Origin of the sequence: Robinsoniella peoriensis, assembly GCF_000797495.1 — a bacterium.
Lineage (GTDB): Bacteria > Bacillota > Clostridia > Lachnospirales > Lachnospiraceae > Robinsoniella > Robinsoniella peoriensis.
In genome coordinates, this window is record NZ_JTGN01000005.1 from 317,681 (window position 1) to 334,899 (window position 17,219).

General features: G+C 41.3%; 14 protein-coding genes. 4 read left to right on the forward strand and 10 right to left on the reverse strand.

Translation table 11 applies throughout. The features are described from left to right. Positions 1–49 precede the first annotated feature (49 nt). Positions 50–796: a Nif3-like dinuclear metal center hexameric protein gene (locus QR40_RS12240; RefSeq protein WP_044295209.1), complete on the reverse strand. Its 747-nt coding sequence runs from the start codon at positions 794–796 to the stop codon at positions 50–52. Positions 797–975: 179 nt separating this feature from the next. Here QR40_RS12240 and QR40_RS12245 point away from each other — a divergent pair, with 179 nt between their 5' ends. Both QR40_RS12245 and QR40_RS33970 read left to right on the forward strand, forming a co-directional pair. Further along, positions 976–1,602, forward strand: coding sequence for a Crp/Fnr family transcriptional regulator (locus tag QR40_RS12245; RefSeq protein WP_044295210.1), 627 nt, complete (start codon positions 976–978; stop codon positions 1,600–1,602). 57 nt (positions 1,603–1,659) lie between these two features. Further along, positions 1,660–1,863 carry a DUF6199 family natural product biosynthesis protein gene (locus QR40_RS33970; protein ID WP_027292732.1) on the forward strand — a complete coding sequence of 68 codons (204 nt, stop codon included), beginning with the start codon at positions 1,660–1,662 and terminating at the stop codon, positions 1,861–1,863. Between the two features lie 99 nt (positions 1,864–1,962). On the opposite strand, the gene QR40_RS12255 is transcribed toward QR40_RS33970, so the two are convergent. The 6 genes from QR40_RS12255 to QR40_RS12280 form a co-directional block, all read right to left on the reverse strand. Next, positions 1,963–2,178: a hypothetical protein gene (locus QR40_RS12255; RefSeq protein WP_027292731.1), complete on the reverse strand. Its 216-nt coding sequence runs from the start codon at positions 2,176–2,178 to the stop codon at positions 1,963–1,965. A gap of 230 nt (positions 2,179–2,408) precedes the next feature. Further along, positions 2,409–3,254 carry a nitroreductase family protein gene (locus tag QR40_RS12260; RefSeq protein ID WP_242858518.1) on the reverse strand — a complete coding sequence of 282 codons (846 nt, stop codon included), beginning with the start codon at positions 3,252–3,254 and terminating at the stop codon, positions 2,409–2,411. A 94-nt stretch (positions 3,255–3,348) separates the two neighbouring features. Next, the gene (locus QR40_RS12265) at positions 3,349–5,355 is read right to left on the reverse strand and encodes a glycoside hydrolase family 31 protein (protein ID WP_044295212.1); all 2,007 of its coding nucleotides are present in this window, start codon (positions 5,353–5,355) and stop codon (positions 3,349–3,351) included. Between the two features lie 46 nt (positions 5,356–5,401). Beyond that, positions 5,402–6,247: a carbohydrate ABC transporter permease gene (locus QR40_RS12270; RefSeq protein WP_044295214.1), complete on the reverse strand. Its 846-nt coding sequence runs from the start codon at positions 6,245–6,247 to the stop codon at positions 5,402–5,404. 1 nt (position 6,248) lies between these two features. After that, complete coding sequence (locus QR40_RS12275) at positions 6,249–7,157, reverse strand: carbohydrate ABC transporter permease (protein WP_044289149.1); 909 nt, start codon at positions 7,155–7,157, stop codon at positions 6,249–6,251. Between the two features lie 146 nt (positions 7,158–7,303). Next, positions 7,304–8,677 carry an ABC transporter substrate-binding protein gene (locus tag QR40_RS12280; protein WP_044295216.1) on the reverse strand — a complete coding sequence of 458 codons (1,374 nt, stop codon included), beginning with the start codon at positions 8,675–8,677 and terminating at the stop codon, positions 7,304–7,306. A gap of 332 nt (positions 8,678–9,009) precedes the next feature. Between QR40_RS12280 and QR40_RS12285 the strand changes: the two genes are divergently transcribed. Beyond that, positions 9,010–11,172: a HelD family protein gene (locus QR40_RS12285; RefSeq protein ID WP_044295218.1), complete on the forward strand. Its 2,163-nt coding sequence runs from the start codon at positions 9,010–9,012 to the stop codon at positions 11,170–11,172. A 12-nt stretch (positions 11,173–11,184) separates the two neighbouring features. Here the strand turns inward: QR40_RS12285 and QR40_RS12290 are convergent, their stop codons facing one another. Both QR40_RS12290 and QR40_RS12295 read right to left on the reverse strand, forming a co-directional pair. Next, a complete protein-coding gene (locus tag QR40_RS12290; RefSeq protein ID WP_044288918.1) occupies positions 11,185–11,913 on the reverse strand; it encodes a response regulator transcription factor in 729 nt (242 codons plus the stop codon). Between the two features lie 12 nt (positions 11,914–11,925). Continuing rightward, positions 11,926–13,704 (reverse strand): sensor histidine kinase, encoded by a 1,779-nt coding sequence (locus QR40_RS12295; protein WP_044295220.1) that lies wholly within the window; start codon positions 13,702–13,704, stop codon positions 11,926–11,928. Between the two features lie 69 nt (positions 13,705–13,773). Here QR40_RS12295 and QR40_RS12300 point away from each other — a divergent pair, with 69 nt between their 5' ends. Beyond that, on the forward strand, positions 13,774–14,727 hold the full coding sequence (locus QR40_RS12300; protein ID WP_052430823.1) for a helix-turn-helix domain-containing protein: 954 nt from the start codon (positions 13,774–13,776) through the stop codon (positions 14,725–14,727). 57 nt (positions 14,728–14,784) lie between these two features. Here the strand turns inward: QR40_RS12300 and yicI are convergent, their stop codons facing one another. Next, a complete protein-coding gene (gene yicI / locus QR40_RS12305; protein ID WP_044295222.1) occupies positions 14,785–17,154 on the reverse strand; it encodes an alpha-xylosidase in 2,370 nt (789 codons plus the stop codon). Between the last annotated feature and the right edge of the window lie 65 nt (positions 17,155–17,219).

Sequence of the window (17,219 nt, forward strand, 5' to 3'; positions counted from 1 at the left end):
AAGAAAAGGAAGGGCCCTTTCTCAGCAAAAACCAATGTTTAATATAATTTCAATCGTTACTTTCCGGTATCCGGTACACTTCCACATCTGTACCCAAAACCAGTTTTTCCGCCATAGCATGTACTCCTGAAATCTCCGTATTTGTATGGCTGCCAACAAACAGATTCATTCCCGCAAAACGTGCATATTGCTGTGAATACAATGCATATTCACCGGTGACGTAGGTATCACATCCTTTTTCTACCGCAATTTTCATTTCCGTTGTAAGGTTCCCACCGCCTGCAGCTACGCATATTTTTTTAATCTTTTTGTTATGATTCTTATATTGCCGAACGGGTTCCTCTAAGATTCCAGTCAGCTTAACAGAAAATTCTTCAAATTGCATCCCGGTATCCAGTTCCCCTATACACCCACCATTATAAATTTCCGCATAAGGCAAATCCTTTTTTAAATTTCTGATTCCCAGCGCCTTAGCCAGCGAGGCGCTTGTTCCAAAATCCGCATCATCCAGCGGTGCGTGAAAAAATGCATGGATTATATGATATTCTTTCAGCAATGCATTACACTCTTCTTTCATTCCGAAAACGAATTCCCAGGAATCATGATGTGTCAGCATGAAATTGACCTCCATCTTTTTTGCTCGAAGAATAATTTCCGGCGTCAGATTCGTGGCATATCCGATACGGTGCACATCCAGCTCCATTTCATTATAAATCCCCCACTCTTCCGGTTTAGCAGCCAGTTTATCCGAATCAAACAGACCTATTAATTTAGATTTTAATATACAGTATTTCATTCATATCTCCTTTTCTGTTTATTTAATATCTCTCACTTTTCACCACATGGCTTTCCATATACAGAGTGTATCTAATTGTGTATTAGATAATGATCTCACAGCTTTAAAGCTTGACAATAGAATAACCCCAAAGTATGATTAATGATAAGGTCAGTTGACCCACTTAAGGAGATTTTTATATGAGCAAAGATTTACTTTTATATATGCCTCCGGGAATAAAGGAAAAATTAGTGAGAAAACATTATTCTGCCGGAAGCCCAATCCTGCTTGCCGGTCATGATAATTCCTTTGTGTTTTTCTTACTCAAGGGGGAAGCCGAAGCATTTATTCAAAATGCGGAAGGTACAATGACTACCGTATATGTATACAAATCCAACAGTATATTTGGAGAAATTGAACCTTTCTATGATGAATTGAAGCCGGTAAGTATTACAGCAAATACTTCCTGCACGGTTGACGTACTTCATAAAAAAGATTTTATAGAATGGCTGCGGAATGATTTTGACGCAGTATCGGCATTAATTTCCATAATTGCAGAAAAGCTTGTAGGAAACAGTCTGTTAATTGAAGAATTATCATTAATGAATGTGCGTGAACGGGTTTTAAGATGTATTGCTGTACATTATGAACAGAATCGTCTGCATTTGCTTACAAAGAAACAGATTTCATTAGAAGCGAATGCTCCCATCAGAAGTATAAACCGTGCGATCGCACAATGTATAAAAGAAGAATTGTTCTATTATGAAAACAAAAAAATACACATATTAAATAAGGAAGCTGTCTTGAACTTTCTTCCCCATATTTAAAATCAATACACATAACACATAAAGGGGCAGCAAAAATCTGCCCAGGGAGGTTTAATTGTGATTACATATATCATTTCAATCTTATTATTGGTTTTGAATATCTTTAATCCCAGAGTTTTATGGTATTTCAAATTTTGGAGGGCTTTCGGTAAAAGTACCGAGCCTTCAAAAACATATATCCTTTATAACGGCATTTTATCTGTCGTTGCCATGATAATACTTTCCATTGCCTATTTTACAACATTTCTGGCGACACCCTGAATCTGGGAAAGATGGGAAACCCATAAGTAATAACTCAAAAATTGTTGGAAATTAGAGAAAGCGAGGAAACTCTTTCCCCGCTTTTTCAAAATCTTTCTCTTAATCTCTCTCGCTCTTATTTCCCGCTTTGTAATCGTCTCTTGCCCAGTTTGGAGCATTGACAGGACCAGCCTTAGCATTTCCGCTTTTCGCAGCACCCTGAATCTCAGGAACCTTTGCCTGTTCATTCTTAGGATGATGCATCCGTTCATGATTCTCTGTTCCGTGATTTTTAGGGTCATAAGGACTTGGCCTTCTCATACCTGCTTTTGCCATGATCATACCTCCTCTTGTTTGAAATTCATTCCCTCCATCTGTACGCCCCTTCGCGTGGAATTTGTCCCAAAAATAGTCAGCGTAGCCCGCTGCACCTGGCATTTTCATAACAAAATCCCACATTGTGTGACGCACAGCTGTCAGAAATCAAATTTTAAACATACTCTAGTTTTTGTATCTCAGGCAAAATTAATCAGGTAATATTTTGTAAATGCAAAGACTTAAGAACGTTACCGCCAGATAACGTCTGCTTTTCGCCTTGGGGCAGTTCTTCTGTATTTTACGTTTGGATATCCCAACAGCATGCAGCAAGATACCTTTTTTTCTCCAATGCCCAGCCATTCCTGCAATGCCGGACTCGTTCCCAGAACCCGCATCATATATCCGCTGTACAATGCTCCGGCTCCTTCTGCCACAGCCATGTTCTCAATATTTGCCGCTGCCAGTCCTCCATCCAGAGGATTTTGGGAAGCAATCACCAGAAATGCCGGTGCATTGAATAAAAATGTATCATCCTTTGGATTTCGCTGCCATTTTTTATAAAAACTTCGAAATGCTTTTTCATAATCCGGCGCTGATTCCTTTAAGATTTCCAAAACTCCCGGTATTTCATTCCAAAGCAATTCCCTGAATTCTTCCATCTGCTCCTGCACCAGCACGAAAGTACACGCCTGCATATTCTTTGCAGTAGCGGTATATCGTCCTGCATCTAATATACGGTCCAGTTTATCTCTTTCTATTTTCTGCTCCTTAAAATCGCGGATACTCCTTCGAAATTTCAATGCATGAAGATAGTGATCAGGACAGACCTTAAAATCTGCCTCCACATATTCCTCAACCTCATCCATCTCATATTCCGGAATACTTACAGCATTCACAGGGCAGATAGCCACACAATGTCCGCATTGTATGCATGGGCGGCAGGATTGCGCCTTATCCTCTGCCAATTTGATTGCCTTACCCGGGCAGTCCTTTATACATGCCCCACATCCTGTACATAATTCTTTATCAAATACTACCATAATTCCTCCTGACTGAGCCTGTTCTTCATAATCCGGATTGGAAACTGCCAACACCGGATTCAAAGATAAATGCTCTCAATTTCTAGTAATTCACCTCCTAAGTATAACATTAAAATCTGGAAGAAAACAGTATAAAGATACAGGAAGTTCATGCTTCTGATCTACAAGCCTTCCCAGCCCTGCAATATACCGGCAACGCATCTAACGGTGCTTCTGCCAGGATCGTCTGCCCGCCTTCATATTTCTCTTTCGTCCGAATGTCCGTCCATTTTGTTCCTTTTGGAAGGTAGACTTCCCGCTGTCTCTGTTTTTCATATAAAACCGGAGCAATTAAAAGCTCATCTCCAAACAGGTACTCATTTTCTATTTCCCAGCAAAGCCCGTCTTCCGGGAAATCATAAAATAATGGACGCATAGGCGGCGTTCCTTTTTCATGTGCCTTTTTCATCATTCTGGTGATGTATGGCTTCATTTGTTCCCGAAGTGCTAAATATTTCCGGCAGATTTCGTATGCTTCTTCGCCAAATGACCACACTTCATTATCCGCACCCGATACGCAGGCGGCACCGCCTTCTGATCCCATAGGCGCTTTAAGCGGTTCCCGATATCCATGAAGGCGCATTACCGGGCAAAAGGTTCCATATTCAAACCACCGGATCAGCAGCTCCCGAAATTCCGGGTCTGCGGGATTACCTCCATGAAATCCTCCAATGTCCGTAGTCCACCAGGGAATTCCCGCCAATCCCATATTTAACCCGGCTGCCAGCTGATTACGAAGGCTGGAAAAGCTGGAATGGATATCGCCGGACCAGACAAGTGCACCGTATTTTTGTGACCCTGCCCATGCACAGCGCAGAAGATTTATAACATTCTCCTGTCCCTCCGCTTTCATTCCATCATAAAAAGCTTTTGCGTACATTGCAGGATAAATATTTCCAATCTGTACATTGGGTCCCAGATGGTACCTGTAATTGTCAAAATCATATACAGAATACTCCGGCTCGGCTTCATCCAGCCAGAATACTTTTACACCTTTATCATAATAATTTTTCTTCGCCTTATTCCAGATATAATTTCTTGCATCCGGGTTGGTAGCGTCAAAATGAATGGTATTACCATGAAAATCCATGACCATACGAAATCCTCTGTCTGTTCTGATTAAATAGCCCTTTTCCTTCATCTCCAGGAAATTTTCGCTACGATAATCAACCGTGGGCCAGACAGACACCATCAATTCTATACCCATTTCTTTTAGTTCTGCTATCATTCCATCCGGGTCAGGCCAATATTTCGGATCAAATTTCCATTCTCCCTGCAAAGGCCAGTGAAAATAGTCAATTACAATTACCGAAATGGGCAGTCCTCTTTTCTTATATTCCCTGGCTGTCTCAAGCAGTTCTTCCTGAGTCTGATATCTGAGTTTGCACTGCCAGAATCCCATGGCAAACTCCGGCATCATTGGAACCGTTCCGGTAACGGAGGCATAGGCTTCTTCTATTTCAGCCGGCGTATCACCTGCTGTAATCCAATAGTCCAGTACCTTTGTTGAAACTGCCTCCCAACTGGTAATATTCTTTCCAAAGACAACCCTTCCCACCGCCGGATTGTTCCAGAGAAATCCATACCCCAGAGAAGATAATGCAAAAGGCACACTTGCCTGTGAATTTCTCTGCGCCAATTCCAAGTCCGTACCTTTTAAATTTAAATACGGCTGCTGGTACTGCCCCATTCCATAAATTTTTTCATCAGGATCAGATACAAATCTCATAGTCAAATGATAATCACCACCGGGTATCGGACAAAATTCTCTAGCCTCAACCTCCAGGGCACTGCAATAGTCTGCAAAAACGTCCAGGCGGTTCCTCAGATATTCCTCTAATAAAATCTCTCCTTTCTGGTTGTAAAAGATCATTTTCCCATACTTGGAAATAACTGCCTTTATTTTTCCGTTTGAAACAGATGCCTGGTCATCTTCAATCATTACTCTGAAGCAGGACTTCTCTTCTACTTTCTGAAGCGCCCAGTCCTCCCCGGGCATATCTGCCTGTTTTGTTGCTCTGATCCTTAAACTGTTTTCTCCCCAGGGCTCTACCCATAATTTTTCCGAATCATAATGGAACACCAAACGATTTCCATCTAATTGAAATACCGACATAGTCATTCCTCCTGTTTATTATTTTGTACGCTGTTTTTTTCATTATTTATCCCTTAACCGCTCCGCTTACCAGTCCACTGACTATATGTTTCTGCAAAGACATAAATAAAATTACAATAGGCAGAATTAATAAAACCCCATAAGCCATAATCATGTTCCACCTGGTTCCGTACAGCGTCAGAAACTGATATATTCCCGCTGTCATAGGCCGCATCGCCTCTTTTGTATTAAAGGTCATAGAATATGCAAGGTCATTCCAAGCCATAATAAATCCAAAAGAAAAAGCAGTCACAATTCCGGGCTTGGATATGGGAATAATAATTCTGATAAATGCACTGAACCGGTTGCATCCGTCAATTCTGGCTGCTTCTTCTAATTCTATGGGGCAGTTCAAAAATATGGGCCGCAGCATTAGAATTACAAAAGGTACCGAGACAGTGGCCGTAGATAAAATCGGTGCCAGATAATTATTTAAAAGTCCCAGTCTGGAATAAATGAGATACAAGGGTGTCAACACTAAGGAAGCCGGAAGCATCTGGGTTACCAGAAATACCAGCATAAAAAACTTGGACCCATTCACCTTATATCTTGCCAGTCCATATGCCGCCGGTACGGAGAGAGTCAGGCATATCAGCATAGAACCCACTGCCACAATAACGGAATTCAGAAAAGGTCTAAATACCGAGTTTGCACCGGTAAACTGCTGGATATATGCCGATAACGTAGGCAGATGGGGAATCAGCGTAGGCGGCTTTTTGAAAATCTCCTGATCCATTTTTAAGGAGCTGACAACGACCCAGTAGATCGGAAATAAAAATATAATCACTACAAGAACTGCCAGTCCATTATTAATCCGGTTTCTTTGTTTTTCATTTAAATGTATTTTTTTCATATTACATCACCTCGTCATCCGAAATAAATTTTAGATAAATCAGGCCTACTATGAACAGACATAGGAACAGTACATTAGCCGCCGCTGAACCATTTCCAAAATTGAAATTCTTAAAGGACAATTGATAGGAATAAGTGGATAGCACTTCTGTTGCATCCACCGGCCCGCCGGATGTCATTACATATATCAAATCAAATACTTTAAAAGTAAGCACAAATCCCAGAATCAAAACAGACAAAATAGTAGGCTTTAACAAAGGAAGCGTAATGTGAAAAAAACGTTGAATTTTATTTGCCCCGTCAATGCCGGCACTCTCATATACATCTTCAGAAATATTCCCAAGACCATTAGAAAGAAGAAGCATATTAAATGGTATTCCTACCCAGGAATTGGCAATGATAACTCCCAGCATGGCTGTTTTCCGCTCAATCAGCCATCCGATTGGCTCCTTAATAAAATGCAGGCTGAGCAGAATCTCATTGACAATGCCGTTTCCTTCTGCAAACATAAACTTAAAAGTAAGTGCCGTGACCGTAACCGGCAGCATCCAGCTGATCACGATCAGACCCCTGGTATACCGGGAAAAGGTAAATTTTTTCGAAAAAAACAGAGCCAGTGCAAAACCGATTACAAACTGAAAAACCAGACATCCTCCCGTATATACAAATGTATTTTTTAAGGAAGTCCAAAATAATTGATCCCCGAAAATTTCCCGGTAATTTTTTAAACCTGCAAATGCTTTGTTATTCTGGGAAATGGTCAAAGCAGTGGCATCCTGAAAACTGATTATGATGTTGTAGATAATCGGATAACCGATTAAAGCCAGCATAAAGACAACTGCCGGAAGGATAAAAGAATATCCCATCATCATATCCCTTCTGTATTCTCCTGTAACCTTTCTTTTTTTCATACAACCACCCGTAAAAATCCTTTCTGCTAATGAATTTCATCTGTCCACTTTCTGTTTCATCAATAAATCCTGCAATTTTGACATAAAAAGTCCTGCCACCGTCTTCCCTGGCGGCAGGACTCCTGTATTTTCATTTAAAACAACAGTTATTTAATCGTAGCATTAATTTCATCTACTGTTTTCTGAGCTTCTTCCAGTGCATCCGGCACTGATTTTTCTCCGGTAAGAGCTTGTTGGATTCCTAACTGAATCGCGGTGGAAAGCTCTGTCCATTTTGGATGCGGTCCTCTTGCCTTTGCCACTTTCAGCTGTTCCCCGAACACTGCCATAACCTCGTCATCCGGGAAAGTCTCTTCTCCGGAAACGTCGGACCTAGGAGAGAATTTTTTGATTTCACCACACAGTTTTTTGGATACGTCTTTACTTTCAAACCATGTTATAAAGTCCCAGCAGGCATCAATATTGGCATCTTTGGAAACAGCCAGATTCTCTCCGCCCAAAACAGATGCGAATTCATTATCTTTTGGTATCATCGCTACACCCCAGTTTTTGTCAGGTGCATCATTTTCAATCAGGTTATTGGACCAGGGTCCGTTAATCATCATGGATGCCTGTCCTGCTGCAAACTGTTTTTCTATATCCGTCTGCCCCCAGTTAATTATCTCTTTGCTCATATATCCTTTGTCTATGAGGCCGGCAATAAATTCCAATGCGCTTTGCGCTTCCGGTGTATTTAAATGTTCCGGATCCCCACCAGCCGATAAGAGGAACGGAATAAACTGGAATGTTGCTTCTTCCGTTTTAATGGCACTCATCGCCAGTCCATAACGGCCATCCTTTGTGAGCGCCTCCGCTGCTTTCTCCAATTCATCCCATGTTGTAGGAACTTCTATATTAGCCTCAGCCAGCTCGTCTTTATCGTAATACAGCGCGAGACAGTTGCTGTTAAACGGAATCCCATATATTTTATCCTGATATGTACAGGAATCCATAGGTCCCTCCAGAAACTGGTTTTCTTCCCATGATTGGAACTTTTCTGTCAGGTCTGCAAAAATTCCCATGGATGCGAAAGAGGAATGGTCGGTACAGTCAATGATTCCGATATCCGGAAGTTCACCGGATACAGCCCCGATGGTATACTGTTTTAAAAGCTCTTCCCTGGGTACATATTCCGCTTTTACATAGACTTTATTCTGGGACTCATTGTACTCACTTATGGTATTCTCCAGAGCTTCTTTTTCCAGTTCCGTTATGTAATGCCAGAGTACCACCTCTTCTCTGCCCTCTGCTGCTGTCGTACTCTCTCCCTGGGTCGATGCAGATGTGTTTTCCTCATTTGAACCTGCTTCGCTTACGGCTTCTGTACCTGCATCAGATTTTGTTCCTGCATCTGTTTCCGCCGCTTCGTCTGTTTTCGTCCCGGTTTCTGTGGTTCCACCGGAATCTGATGCAGCGCTGCAGCCAAAAAGTGTCGTTGCTCCTAATGCCATTGCCAGTATAATTGCTAATCTCTTTTTCATTTATCCTACCTCCTGCTTTTTATAACTCTATTATAAGAAACCCTGAGGAAAATTAAAATTCCAATATTATAAGAAAAGTGTAAATGATTATAAATAACAGTCATATCCTAAACTTTGTGGATGACGTATAAATAAGAAGATTTGAGGGAAATTTAGTATAGAAAAAAAGGCAATTGCGCATAAGCACCAATCACCTTTTCTCTTGCTTTTATTGTATCATACATAATCAGCAACAACAAGACTGTTTTTCAAGTTTTAGTTGTGCTAGACTTGATGGACAACGGCTATGGGACTAAGTTCCGGCCAATTCTGGATGAGAGGTGTTTTTCATAATGGTAAATAATCAATCTGAATTAGAATTTGAAAACAAAAGGCTGGAACAAACGATATCTTTAGCAGAGGAACAACTGGAAAAGGCAAGACAGAACAACGAAGAGAATAAGTCAGCCATTATTTCAGCAAAAAAAGAGATGCGCGAAAATACGTCACACTCTATATCAGGGCTCTGGTCATCGGAAGGTTTTGAAGCTCTCGCTGAGTTAAGCCAATATGTGAATCCGGTTCTGGATAAAATTGCAGACTATGAAGAGGTGGAGAACAAAATATTTCTGTTGGAAAATTTGATCAAATCCCCTTATTTTGCCCGAATTGATTTTAAGTTCGATGATGAAGATACTTTTGAAAAAATATATATCGGACGTTCTTCTTTGAAAAACCTCACTACACACGAATTGTACATCTACGACTGGAGATCCCCAATTGCAAGTGTCTTTTACCGTTTTTTAACAGGGCCGGTATTTTATGATGCCCCCAGCGGGAGAATTAACGGAGAGGTTAACTTAAAGCGCCAGTTTGAAATAAGCTGCGGCAAACTGGAATACTTTTTTGACGCCGATGTTCAGATTGTAGACGAGTTTTTAAGACAGCTATTGTCTAAGAATACTTCTTCAAAAATGAAAACCATAATTGAAACCATACAGAAAGAACAGGATATTGTGATAAGAGACATGGAAAATGACCTGATGATGGTGCAGGGCGTGGCCGGGAGCGGAAAAACTTCCATTGCCCTCCATAGGGCTGCATACCTGATGTATCAGGACCTGCAGGTGAAACTTTCTGCGAATAATATTATTATTATCTCTCCAAACTCACTATTTGAACAGTATATCTCTGACGTATTGCCGGAACTCGGCGAAAGTAATGTTGTTTCCATGGTGTTCGAAGAAATTATTACAAAACTATTCCCGAATGTACATTTACAGTCAAGAAACCAGTTTTTAGAAAACTTGATCACAAGTCCCGAATACCGCAAGGTTATAAAAAGCAGTATCGAATTCAAAACCTCCCGGAGATTTCTGGAAATGATTGACCGATTTATTTCGGATTTGCCCCAGAGATGGATCGCCTTTGAAGATGTCTATTATGATAACAAGTGTATTGTAAGCAAAGATATAATGAGATATAAAATATCCGGAAGAGCAGAAACTCCTTTGGGAATGAAATTAAAACAATTAGAGACTTTTATTCTGGAATCTGTAAATGCAGCACAGAAAAAACGTTTGTCAAAAGCTCAGGAATCTTTGATAAAAGAAGAAATAAAAAAATTCACAGAACTCAATATTTCAGACCTGTACAGACAGTTATTCCTTGATAAAGAATATTTTTATAGCTTAGCAGATGACTTAGAGCATAATGAATACATGGAAGAAATTTTAGAATTCACACAGGAAAACTTAGACTCTAACCTTTTGCATTATGATGATGCAGCTGTTCTGGCTTATTTGCATCTGAAGATATATGGAACAAACGACTATAAAAGCATCAAACAGGTGGTAATTGATGAAGCCCAGGATTATTATCCTCTGCAATTTGAAATTTTCAATTTATTATTTCCGAATTCCAAATTTACCATTTTAGGAGATATGAACCAGACCCTGGGGAAACAGGAAAATCTATCGCTTTACGATCAGATCAGCAGTATTCTGAATAAGAAAAAATCATCTCTGGTTACCATGGATAAAAGTTTCCGCTGCACCAATGAGATCCTGAATTATAGTTTGAAATTTATCGAACATAACCCAGGTATCAAGAGCTTTAACCGCCAGGGCGATGCACCGGAAATTCATGCTGCTTCTGACCCGTCAGCTCTTAGCGGTATGATCCTTAAAGAAGTAAACACCTGTATGGAAAAGGGATATCGCTCCATCGGACTTATCTGTAAAAGTGAAAGAAATGCCCTTAGGCTGTTTGATTCCTTAAAGGACAAGATTGATCTTCAGTTAATAAAAAACGAAAGTGTGGCTGACCTTCACGGCGTGTTTATTATTCCTGTCTATATGTCAAAAGGACTTGAGTTTGATGCTGTTTTAATATGTGACACCGATGCCCTGAATTATAACAATGAAGATGACAAAAACCTTTTATATATTGCATGTACAAGGGCACTTCACCGGCTTAATCTGTTCTGCCTGGGAGATATGAGTCCCCTGTTGTAGTTATGGTTTTGCTCAGCTAAACCCACGCTTTAAACTTGAAACATACTGTTTCGCCGATACCCCTGCATATTCTTTAAACACCTTGGAAAAATATTTCTGGTCCGGGTAGCCGGTCTGGCATGCGATCTCATAGATCTTCATATCTGTTTCTTCCAATAACTGTTTTGCTTTCTGCATTCTTACTTCTTTCAGGTAATTGGAAAAGGTCTTGCCAGTCTCTTTGGCAAATAATGTGCTCAGATACTCCGGTGCCATTTTATACTTGCAGGCAAACAAATCCAGACCCAGATGTTTACCGTATTCTTTATGTATGGTTTCCACCATTGCGCAGATACAGGCGGAGTAGTGCTTCTCCTCTTTGGGCTGCTCCTCCCTGCCTCTGTTTTCAATATTCGCCAGCGTTTCCCGCAGATTATTCACCGTAATCGGCTTTAGAAGATAATCACGGATGCCAAGTCTTACTCCCTCCTGGGCATAACCAAATTCAGCATAACCGCTCAGTATGATAAAGACCGGATTCAGGCTCATGTTTTTCAGCTGCCTGATCATACTCAGTCCGTCTACTTTTGGCATCTGTATGTCTGTAATTACTACATCCGGCTCAAAATCTCTGACAGCCTTCATTCCTTCATAACCATTATCCGCTTCTGCGACTACGCAGTATTCCGGATTTATTTTCTCAATACACTTAACCAGACTATGCCGCACCCGCAGTTCGTCTTCTACTACTACAATACGCATATAGTTCACCCCTTATGGAATCATTAAAACGACTTTTGTTCCCCTTCCCGGTTCACTCTCAATTTGGATCTGTGCTTCACCTTTGTAATACAGATTCGTTCGGTTTACAATGTTGCTGATACCGATACTCTCGCTGTTAAGAGGCGTTTTATTGGAGATATCATTGTGAATCCGCTTTAGGATATCGGGTTTAATACCACATCCGTTATCCTCAATGAATATCATTAATTTCCCATCTTCTAAAACCTCCGCCTTAACAGAGATAACTCCTCCCTGCTTTTTATCCTGGAAACCATGAAGAATAATATTTTCAATAATCGGCTGCAGCAGCATTTTATAAATTGGATAATTCAGTGACTCCTCCTGAATGTCATATTGGCACACAAAGGAATCGTTAAATCTTTTCTGTTGCAAAAAGGTGTATTTTTTCATCCATTCCAGCTCCACTTCCAGCGGTACCTGCATATCTATATTCGTAACACTGTACCGCAGCAGGCTCCCCAGTGAACTCAGCATCTGACTGATCTCTTCCTGATCATTTTCTATGGCAATCCAATTGATGGAATCCAGGGTATTATATAAAAAATGAGGATTAATCTGAGCTTCTAATGCCTTGAGTTCTGCCTTTCTCTGCCGGTTGGACATGGTCATAATTTCATAGTTCTTATCTTTTAGCTCCTGTATCAGCTTCTCATTTTTACCCCGCATCTTATCAAACTGATAGATGATCGATACCAATTCATCCTTTTCCTCCAGACGGGGCAGAACTTTTGTCTCTCCGGGCTGGTACTCTTCAATATACCGTGCCGTTTTTATAATAGAGCGGGATAAGCGGTTCGTAATTGTAACCGTCAGGAGTGTAAAGGACCCCATGATAACAACTACGATTAAAAAGCTGATCTGCCTAAAAAATGTCACATCCTGAAACAGCAGTGTTTTGTCAATAACCTGTACCAGCTGCCAGCCTGTTCCTTCAATTTCATTAAAGAATATCCTGTGATTACTGCCATTTCCGACGGCATTGGCTGCTGTTTCAAAATCACTGCCTATCAGTTCCCTGTTTTCTGCAGCAATTACCTTACTGCGGTTATCAATCACATACGTAGTGATGCCCAGTTCCTCCATATATTTCTTCATTTGATTATTGCTGATTTTCGTATAATGAAACATATCCTCGTCCACTCCCACTACAATGATCCCGAACTTTTCTTTCGTAACCGCATCCTTTAGGGGATACGACAAAAAGAAAGAGTATATTTTTTCTTCCCGGTTCTCCGTAAGGCAAAGGGTGGGAAGATATACCACTTCGTCCTGATCCCATACATTCAGGTAAAAATAATCCCGGTAGATCCGGTTATTCCATATTGTCTCCAGACGTCCCAGCCGCTTATCGTATAAAATATATTCGTCGCTGTCACTTAAATAAGTAATACTGTTTACTTTGTCATAAATAGATGTGAAACTCTGAATTTTTTCCAGGATCTTTGATTTGTACGTATATTCCCCCTCCCTGCCGGCCTGATCCATTTTTCGGACCAATTTTAGAAGCTCCCTGTCCGTTACGATATTATAGAGAATATTCCGGTTGGACTTCAGCCGTTCTTCAATTACCTGCAGATCCCTCTGTGCGTTGTTATCCACAATTGCCTCTATTTTGGAATTGATGCTGCGGCTGTATACCAGATAACTGCCAATTCCGATGAGGATACACGGAATGATCCCCAGCAATATGTATCCCAGCACAATCTTATTCTTCAGCTGCATTACTTTTTTATCTTTTTTCTCTGTCATTTTCTTCTCTTACCTTATCTTGACTTTTCTCCTAAAAACGATTACATTAAAATTCAGGAGGAACGACTTATGCCTAATCACGAATTTGAATATATCAAACACAGTAAAACAAGTTATTGCAAAATATTTCTGGCTGAAATTTTCCAATGCACTCCCCAGCACTGGCACAGCGACATGGAATTACTTTTGGTATTGGATGGAACGCTTACTATAACTTCTCTGCCGGATAACCCCATTGCCAAAGAACATGACATGATTGTTTTTAACAGTTATGAAACCCATCGGCTTACCTGCACCTCCGGAAAAGGGCTTGTGCTGGCTGTCCAGTTTTCCTCATCCTTCTGCCGCAGTTATTATCCGTCCTTTGAATATACCTATTTTCATCAAAACCTGCTGTGTTCCTGCAGCAAATACACAGCCTTGCAAAAACTAATGCTTCAGATGGCTTCCTCTTTTTTCCGGGAACCGGATTATTTTTCCCTCCATTGTATCGGGCTATTAAATTTGCTGACGGAACAGATGCTCCTAAATCTGCCTTACGGCCTGTTGGACATGCAGGAACGAAGCAGCCGTGAGAAAAATATATTCCGTATGCAGAGTATCCTTAACCACATAGAAAACCACTATACGGAAAAGCTGCTGCTTTCCGATATTTCTGAGCAGAAAGGACTGTCTCTGCATTATCTGTCCCACCTGTTCAAAAAAACCCTGGGCATTTCTTTTCAGAACTATATGAAGCAGCTTCGTTTTGAAAAAGCCCTCAATCTGCTTACCGAGACCGACAGCAGTATCCTGGATATCTGCATTGCCAGCGGTTTCTCAGACATCAAGTATCTGAACCAGCTATCAGAGGAATATTTCGGCTGTACCCCCGGTCAGTACCGCCGCCGTTTAAGAGAAAAACAAAGCGCCCCTGTCCCTATCCCTTATATCCGGGAGTGTTCCCTTACCAATGAGTCTCTGAGTGAAAACTTCTCCATATTATGCAGTTATTATCCTGAGCTGGAACTTGATCATGTTTGACAGGCGCCATTATGAAAGAAAACTTCCATTCTTTCATAACCGCACCTGTCCCTGTAATTATAATACCTTAATTTTATATTCCTTACAACCCGCTTCCGGAATCAGATATGTCTGATTACCTTCTTCTTCCAGACTTCCTCTGCCTCCAGTATTGCTGCAAGGATTTTCCAAACACAGCTTCCAGCCTGAATCATGTGTGGCCGTCACCGTTAAGATATCCCCGTTCTTCTCTGCCTGAAGCTCTAATTTATCATTCAGTTCCTTCTTGTACACTACGGCTTTTATGCTCTTTCCCTCTTCCGGTTCAATCAGATGGAACGTCACATTGCTGCAGTAGTCATATTCGGCACAGTCATCTCGGTCTCCCACTGCCAGCAGTGTATTCGGCTTCACTAACAGTGGCAGGGAAAAATAATCAAACTTCTGTGTATACCATCTGCCTCCCACTAATTTTTCTTTTGTGATCCAATTGGTCCAGTTACCCTCCGGTACATAGTAGTTTGCTATGCCGTCTTCACGGAATACAGGTGCTGCCAAAAGGCTGTCACCTAACATATACTGCCTGTCCTGATATGCACAATTTGGATCTTCCGGAAATTCAAGCATCATAGCCCTCATCATCGGTATCCCCTGTTCATGAACCTGCACTGCCTGAGAAAACAAATAGGGCATCAGAGAGCATTTTAACCTGGTGAAAAATCCCAGTACATCACAGGCTTCTTCATCAAACATCCAGGGCACACGGTAGGAATCATGTCCATGAAGCCTGCTGTGGGTAGATAAAAGACCAAATGCCGACCATCTCTTGTATAGATCCGGTGTGGCGGTGCTGTCAAATCCACTGATATCATGCGCCCAAAATCCGAAACCGGACTGGCAGAAGGACAGGCCTCCTCTTAGGCTCTCCGCCATAGATTCATACGTTGCCAGGTTATCTCCGCCCCAGTTTACCGGGAACTGCTGGGTTCCTACCGTTGCGGACCGTGCAAATACGCAGGCATCCCGTTCCCCTTTTTTGCGCTTAAGCATTTCATAAACCGTCCGGTTATATAGAAAGGTGTAGTAATTATGCATTTTTTGGGGATCAGATCCATCAAACCACTGCACCTCTGTGGGTATTCTTTCCGCAAAATCCGTCTTCAGGCAGTCTACCCCCGTATCCAGCAATTCCTCTAATTTCCCTGCAAACCACCGGCACGCATCAGGATTTGTGAAATCTACAATGGTCTGTCCGGGCATCCAAAGATCACTCTGCCAGATGCTTCCGTCTTTCCGTCTGAGTAAATAACCGTATTCTTTTCCTTCCCGGTACAATTCAGAACGCTGTCCTATGTACGGATTAATCCAAACACAGATTTTAACACCATTTTCCTTTATTTTGGCTAACATCCCCTTCACATCTTTAAATTTGCTGTCCCATTTAAAGTTGCAGAGTTCAAATGGCTTCATCCATCCTGCATCATAATGGAATACGCCAAGGGGAATATTCCTTTTCTTCATTTCATCCACAAAACCGTGCACCACTTCCGGCTCATAACTCGGTGTCCAGCTGGTAGACAGCCAAAGCCCAAAGGACCATGCCGGCGGAACCGGGCTTCTTCCTGTCAGCGCAGTATAATTTCCAAGAACCTGCTTCGGTGTACCCCCTCCGATTACCATATATTCCAGAGTCTCACCCTCCACACTGAACTGCACTTTTCTCACATTCTCCGTTCCCACTTCAAATGTAATGTGCTCAGGATGATTTACCAGCACGCCGTATCCGTAATTAGACAGATAGAACGGAATATTTTTATAGCTCTGATCGCCAAATGTTCCGCCGTCTTTATTCCATATTTCGATCGTCTGGCCATTTTTAACGAGTGATGTGAATCTCTCCCCCAAACCATAAATATATTCCCCTACCCCTAGCGAAAGCTGCTCTCTCATATAGGTTTCCTTCATATAATGGGGACGCGGCGGACAATGATTGAAGTCACACCACTGGTCTGCCTCATAATCCAAATCTGTCACATATGCCAGGCTCCTGTCTTTACTGGAAACCATTTTCTTCCCTTCATAATAAAAGCTGAAAGCAAATTCTCCTTTTTTTTCTATGATTACCGTAGTTTTGCCGCTGGTCATCGAAATGGTTTCTTCCGTATCTGCAAATTGCAGGTCTGTCTGCTCCTGAAATAACTTAAATTCAGGTCCTTTTTCGATTTTTCCGTCATAATGGTTCACCCTGATTTTGATAACATCCCTTCTGGGGGAAGTAAACCATACCGTCATTGCAGGTCCGTATGTAGTATCATTTAAATCCCGGATTTCAGCACAGGGGACGAATACCTCAATCCCCTCATCTGAAATCTTATACTCCCATAATGAGTGTACTTTATGCTGCCTGATTCCCTTTGCTTCTTCCCATATTCCATCTGTAAACCTCATGTTTTCCCTCCTGTATTATCAATTTTTCTTGCTGTAAAAAGTATATACAGAATTGATAAATTAAA

Excerpts from the sequence above, each read along its gene's own strand:
- QR40_RS12240 (WP_044295209.1), bottom strand. The coding sequence starts at position 796 with ATGAAATACTGTATATTAAAATCTAAATTAATAGGTCTGTTTGATTCG.
- QR40_RS12245 (WP_044295210.1), top strand. The coding sequence starts at position 976 with ATGAGCAAAGATTTACTTTTATATATGCCTCCGGGAATAAAGGAAAAA.
- QR40_RS12255 (WP_027292731.1), bottom strand. The coding sequence starts at position 2,178 with ATGGCAAAAGCAGGTATGAGAAGGCCAAGTCCTTATGACCCTAAAAAT.
- QR40_RS12265 (WP_044295212.1), bottom strand. The coding sequence starts at position 5,355 with ATGTCGGTATTTCAATTAGATGGAAATCGTTTGGTGTTCCATTATGAT.
- QR40_RS12270 (WP_044295214.1), bottom strand. The coding sequence starts at position 6,247 with ATGAAAAAAATACATTTAAATGAAAAACAAAGAAACCGGATTAATAAT.
- QR40_RS12275 (WP_044289149.1), bottom strand. The coding sequence starts at position 7,157 with ATGAAAAAAAGAAAGGTTACAGGAGAATACAGAAGGGATATGATGATG.
- QR40_RS12280 (WP_044295216.1), bottom strand. The coding sequence starts at position 8,677 with ATGAAAAAGAGATTAGCAATTATACTGGCAATGGCATTAGGAGCAACG.
- QR40_RS12285 (WP_044295218.1), top strand. The coding sequence starts at position 9,010 with ATGGTAAATAATCAATCTGAATTAGAATTTGAAAACAAAAGGCTGGAA.
- QR40_RS12290 (WP_044288918.1), bottom strand. The coding sequence starts at position 11,913 with ATGCGTATTGTAGTAGTAGAAGACGAACTGCGGGTGCGGCATAGTCTG.
- QR40_RS12295 (WP_044295220.1), bottom strand. The coding sequence starts at position 13,704 with ATGACAGAGAAAAAAGATAAAAAAGTAATGCAGCTGAAGAATAAGATT.
- QR40_RS12300 (WP_052430823.1), top strand. The coding sequence starts at position 13,774 with ATGCCTAATCACGAATTTGAATATATCAAACACAGTAAAACAAGTTAT.
- yicI (WP_044295222.1), bottom strand. The coding sequence starts at position 17,154 with ATGAGGTTTACAGATGGAATATGGGAAGAAGCAAAGGGAATCAGGCAG.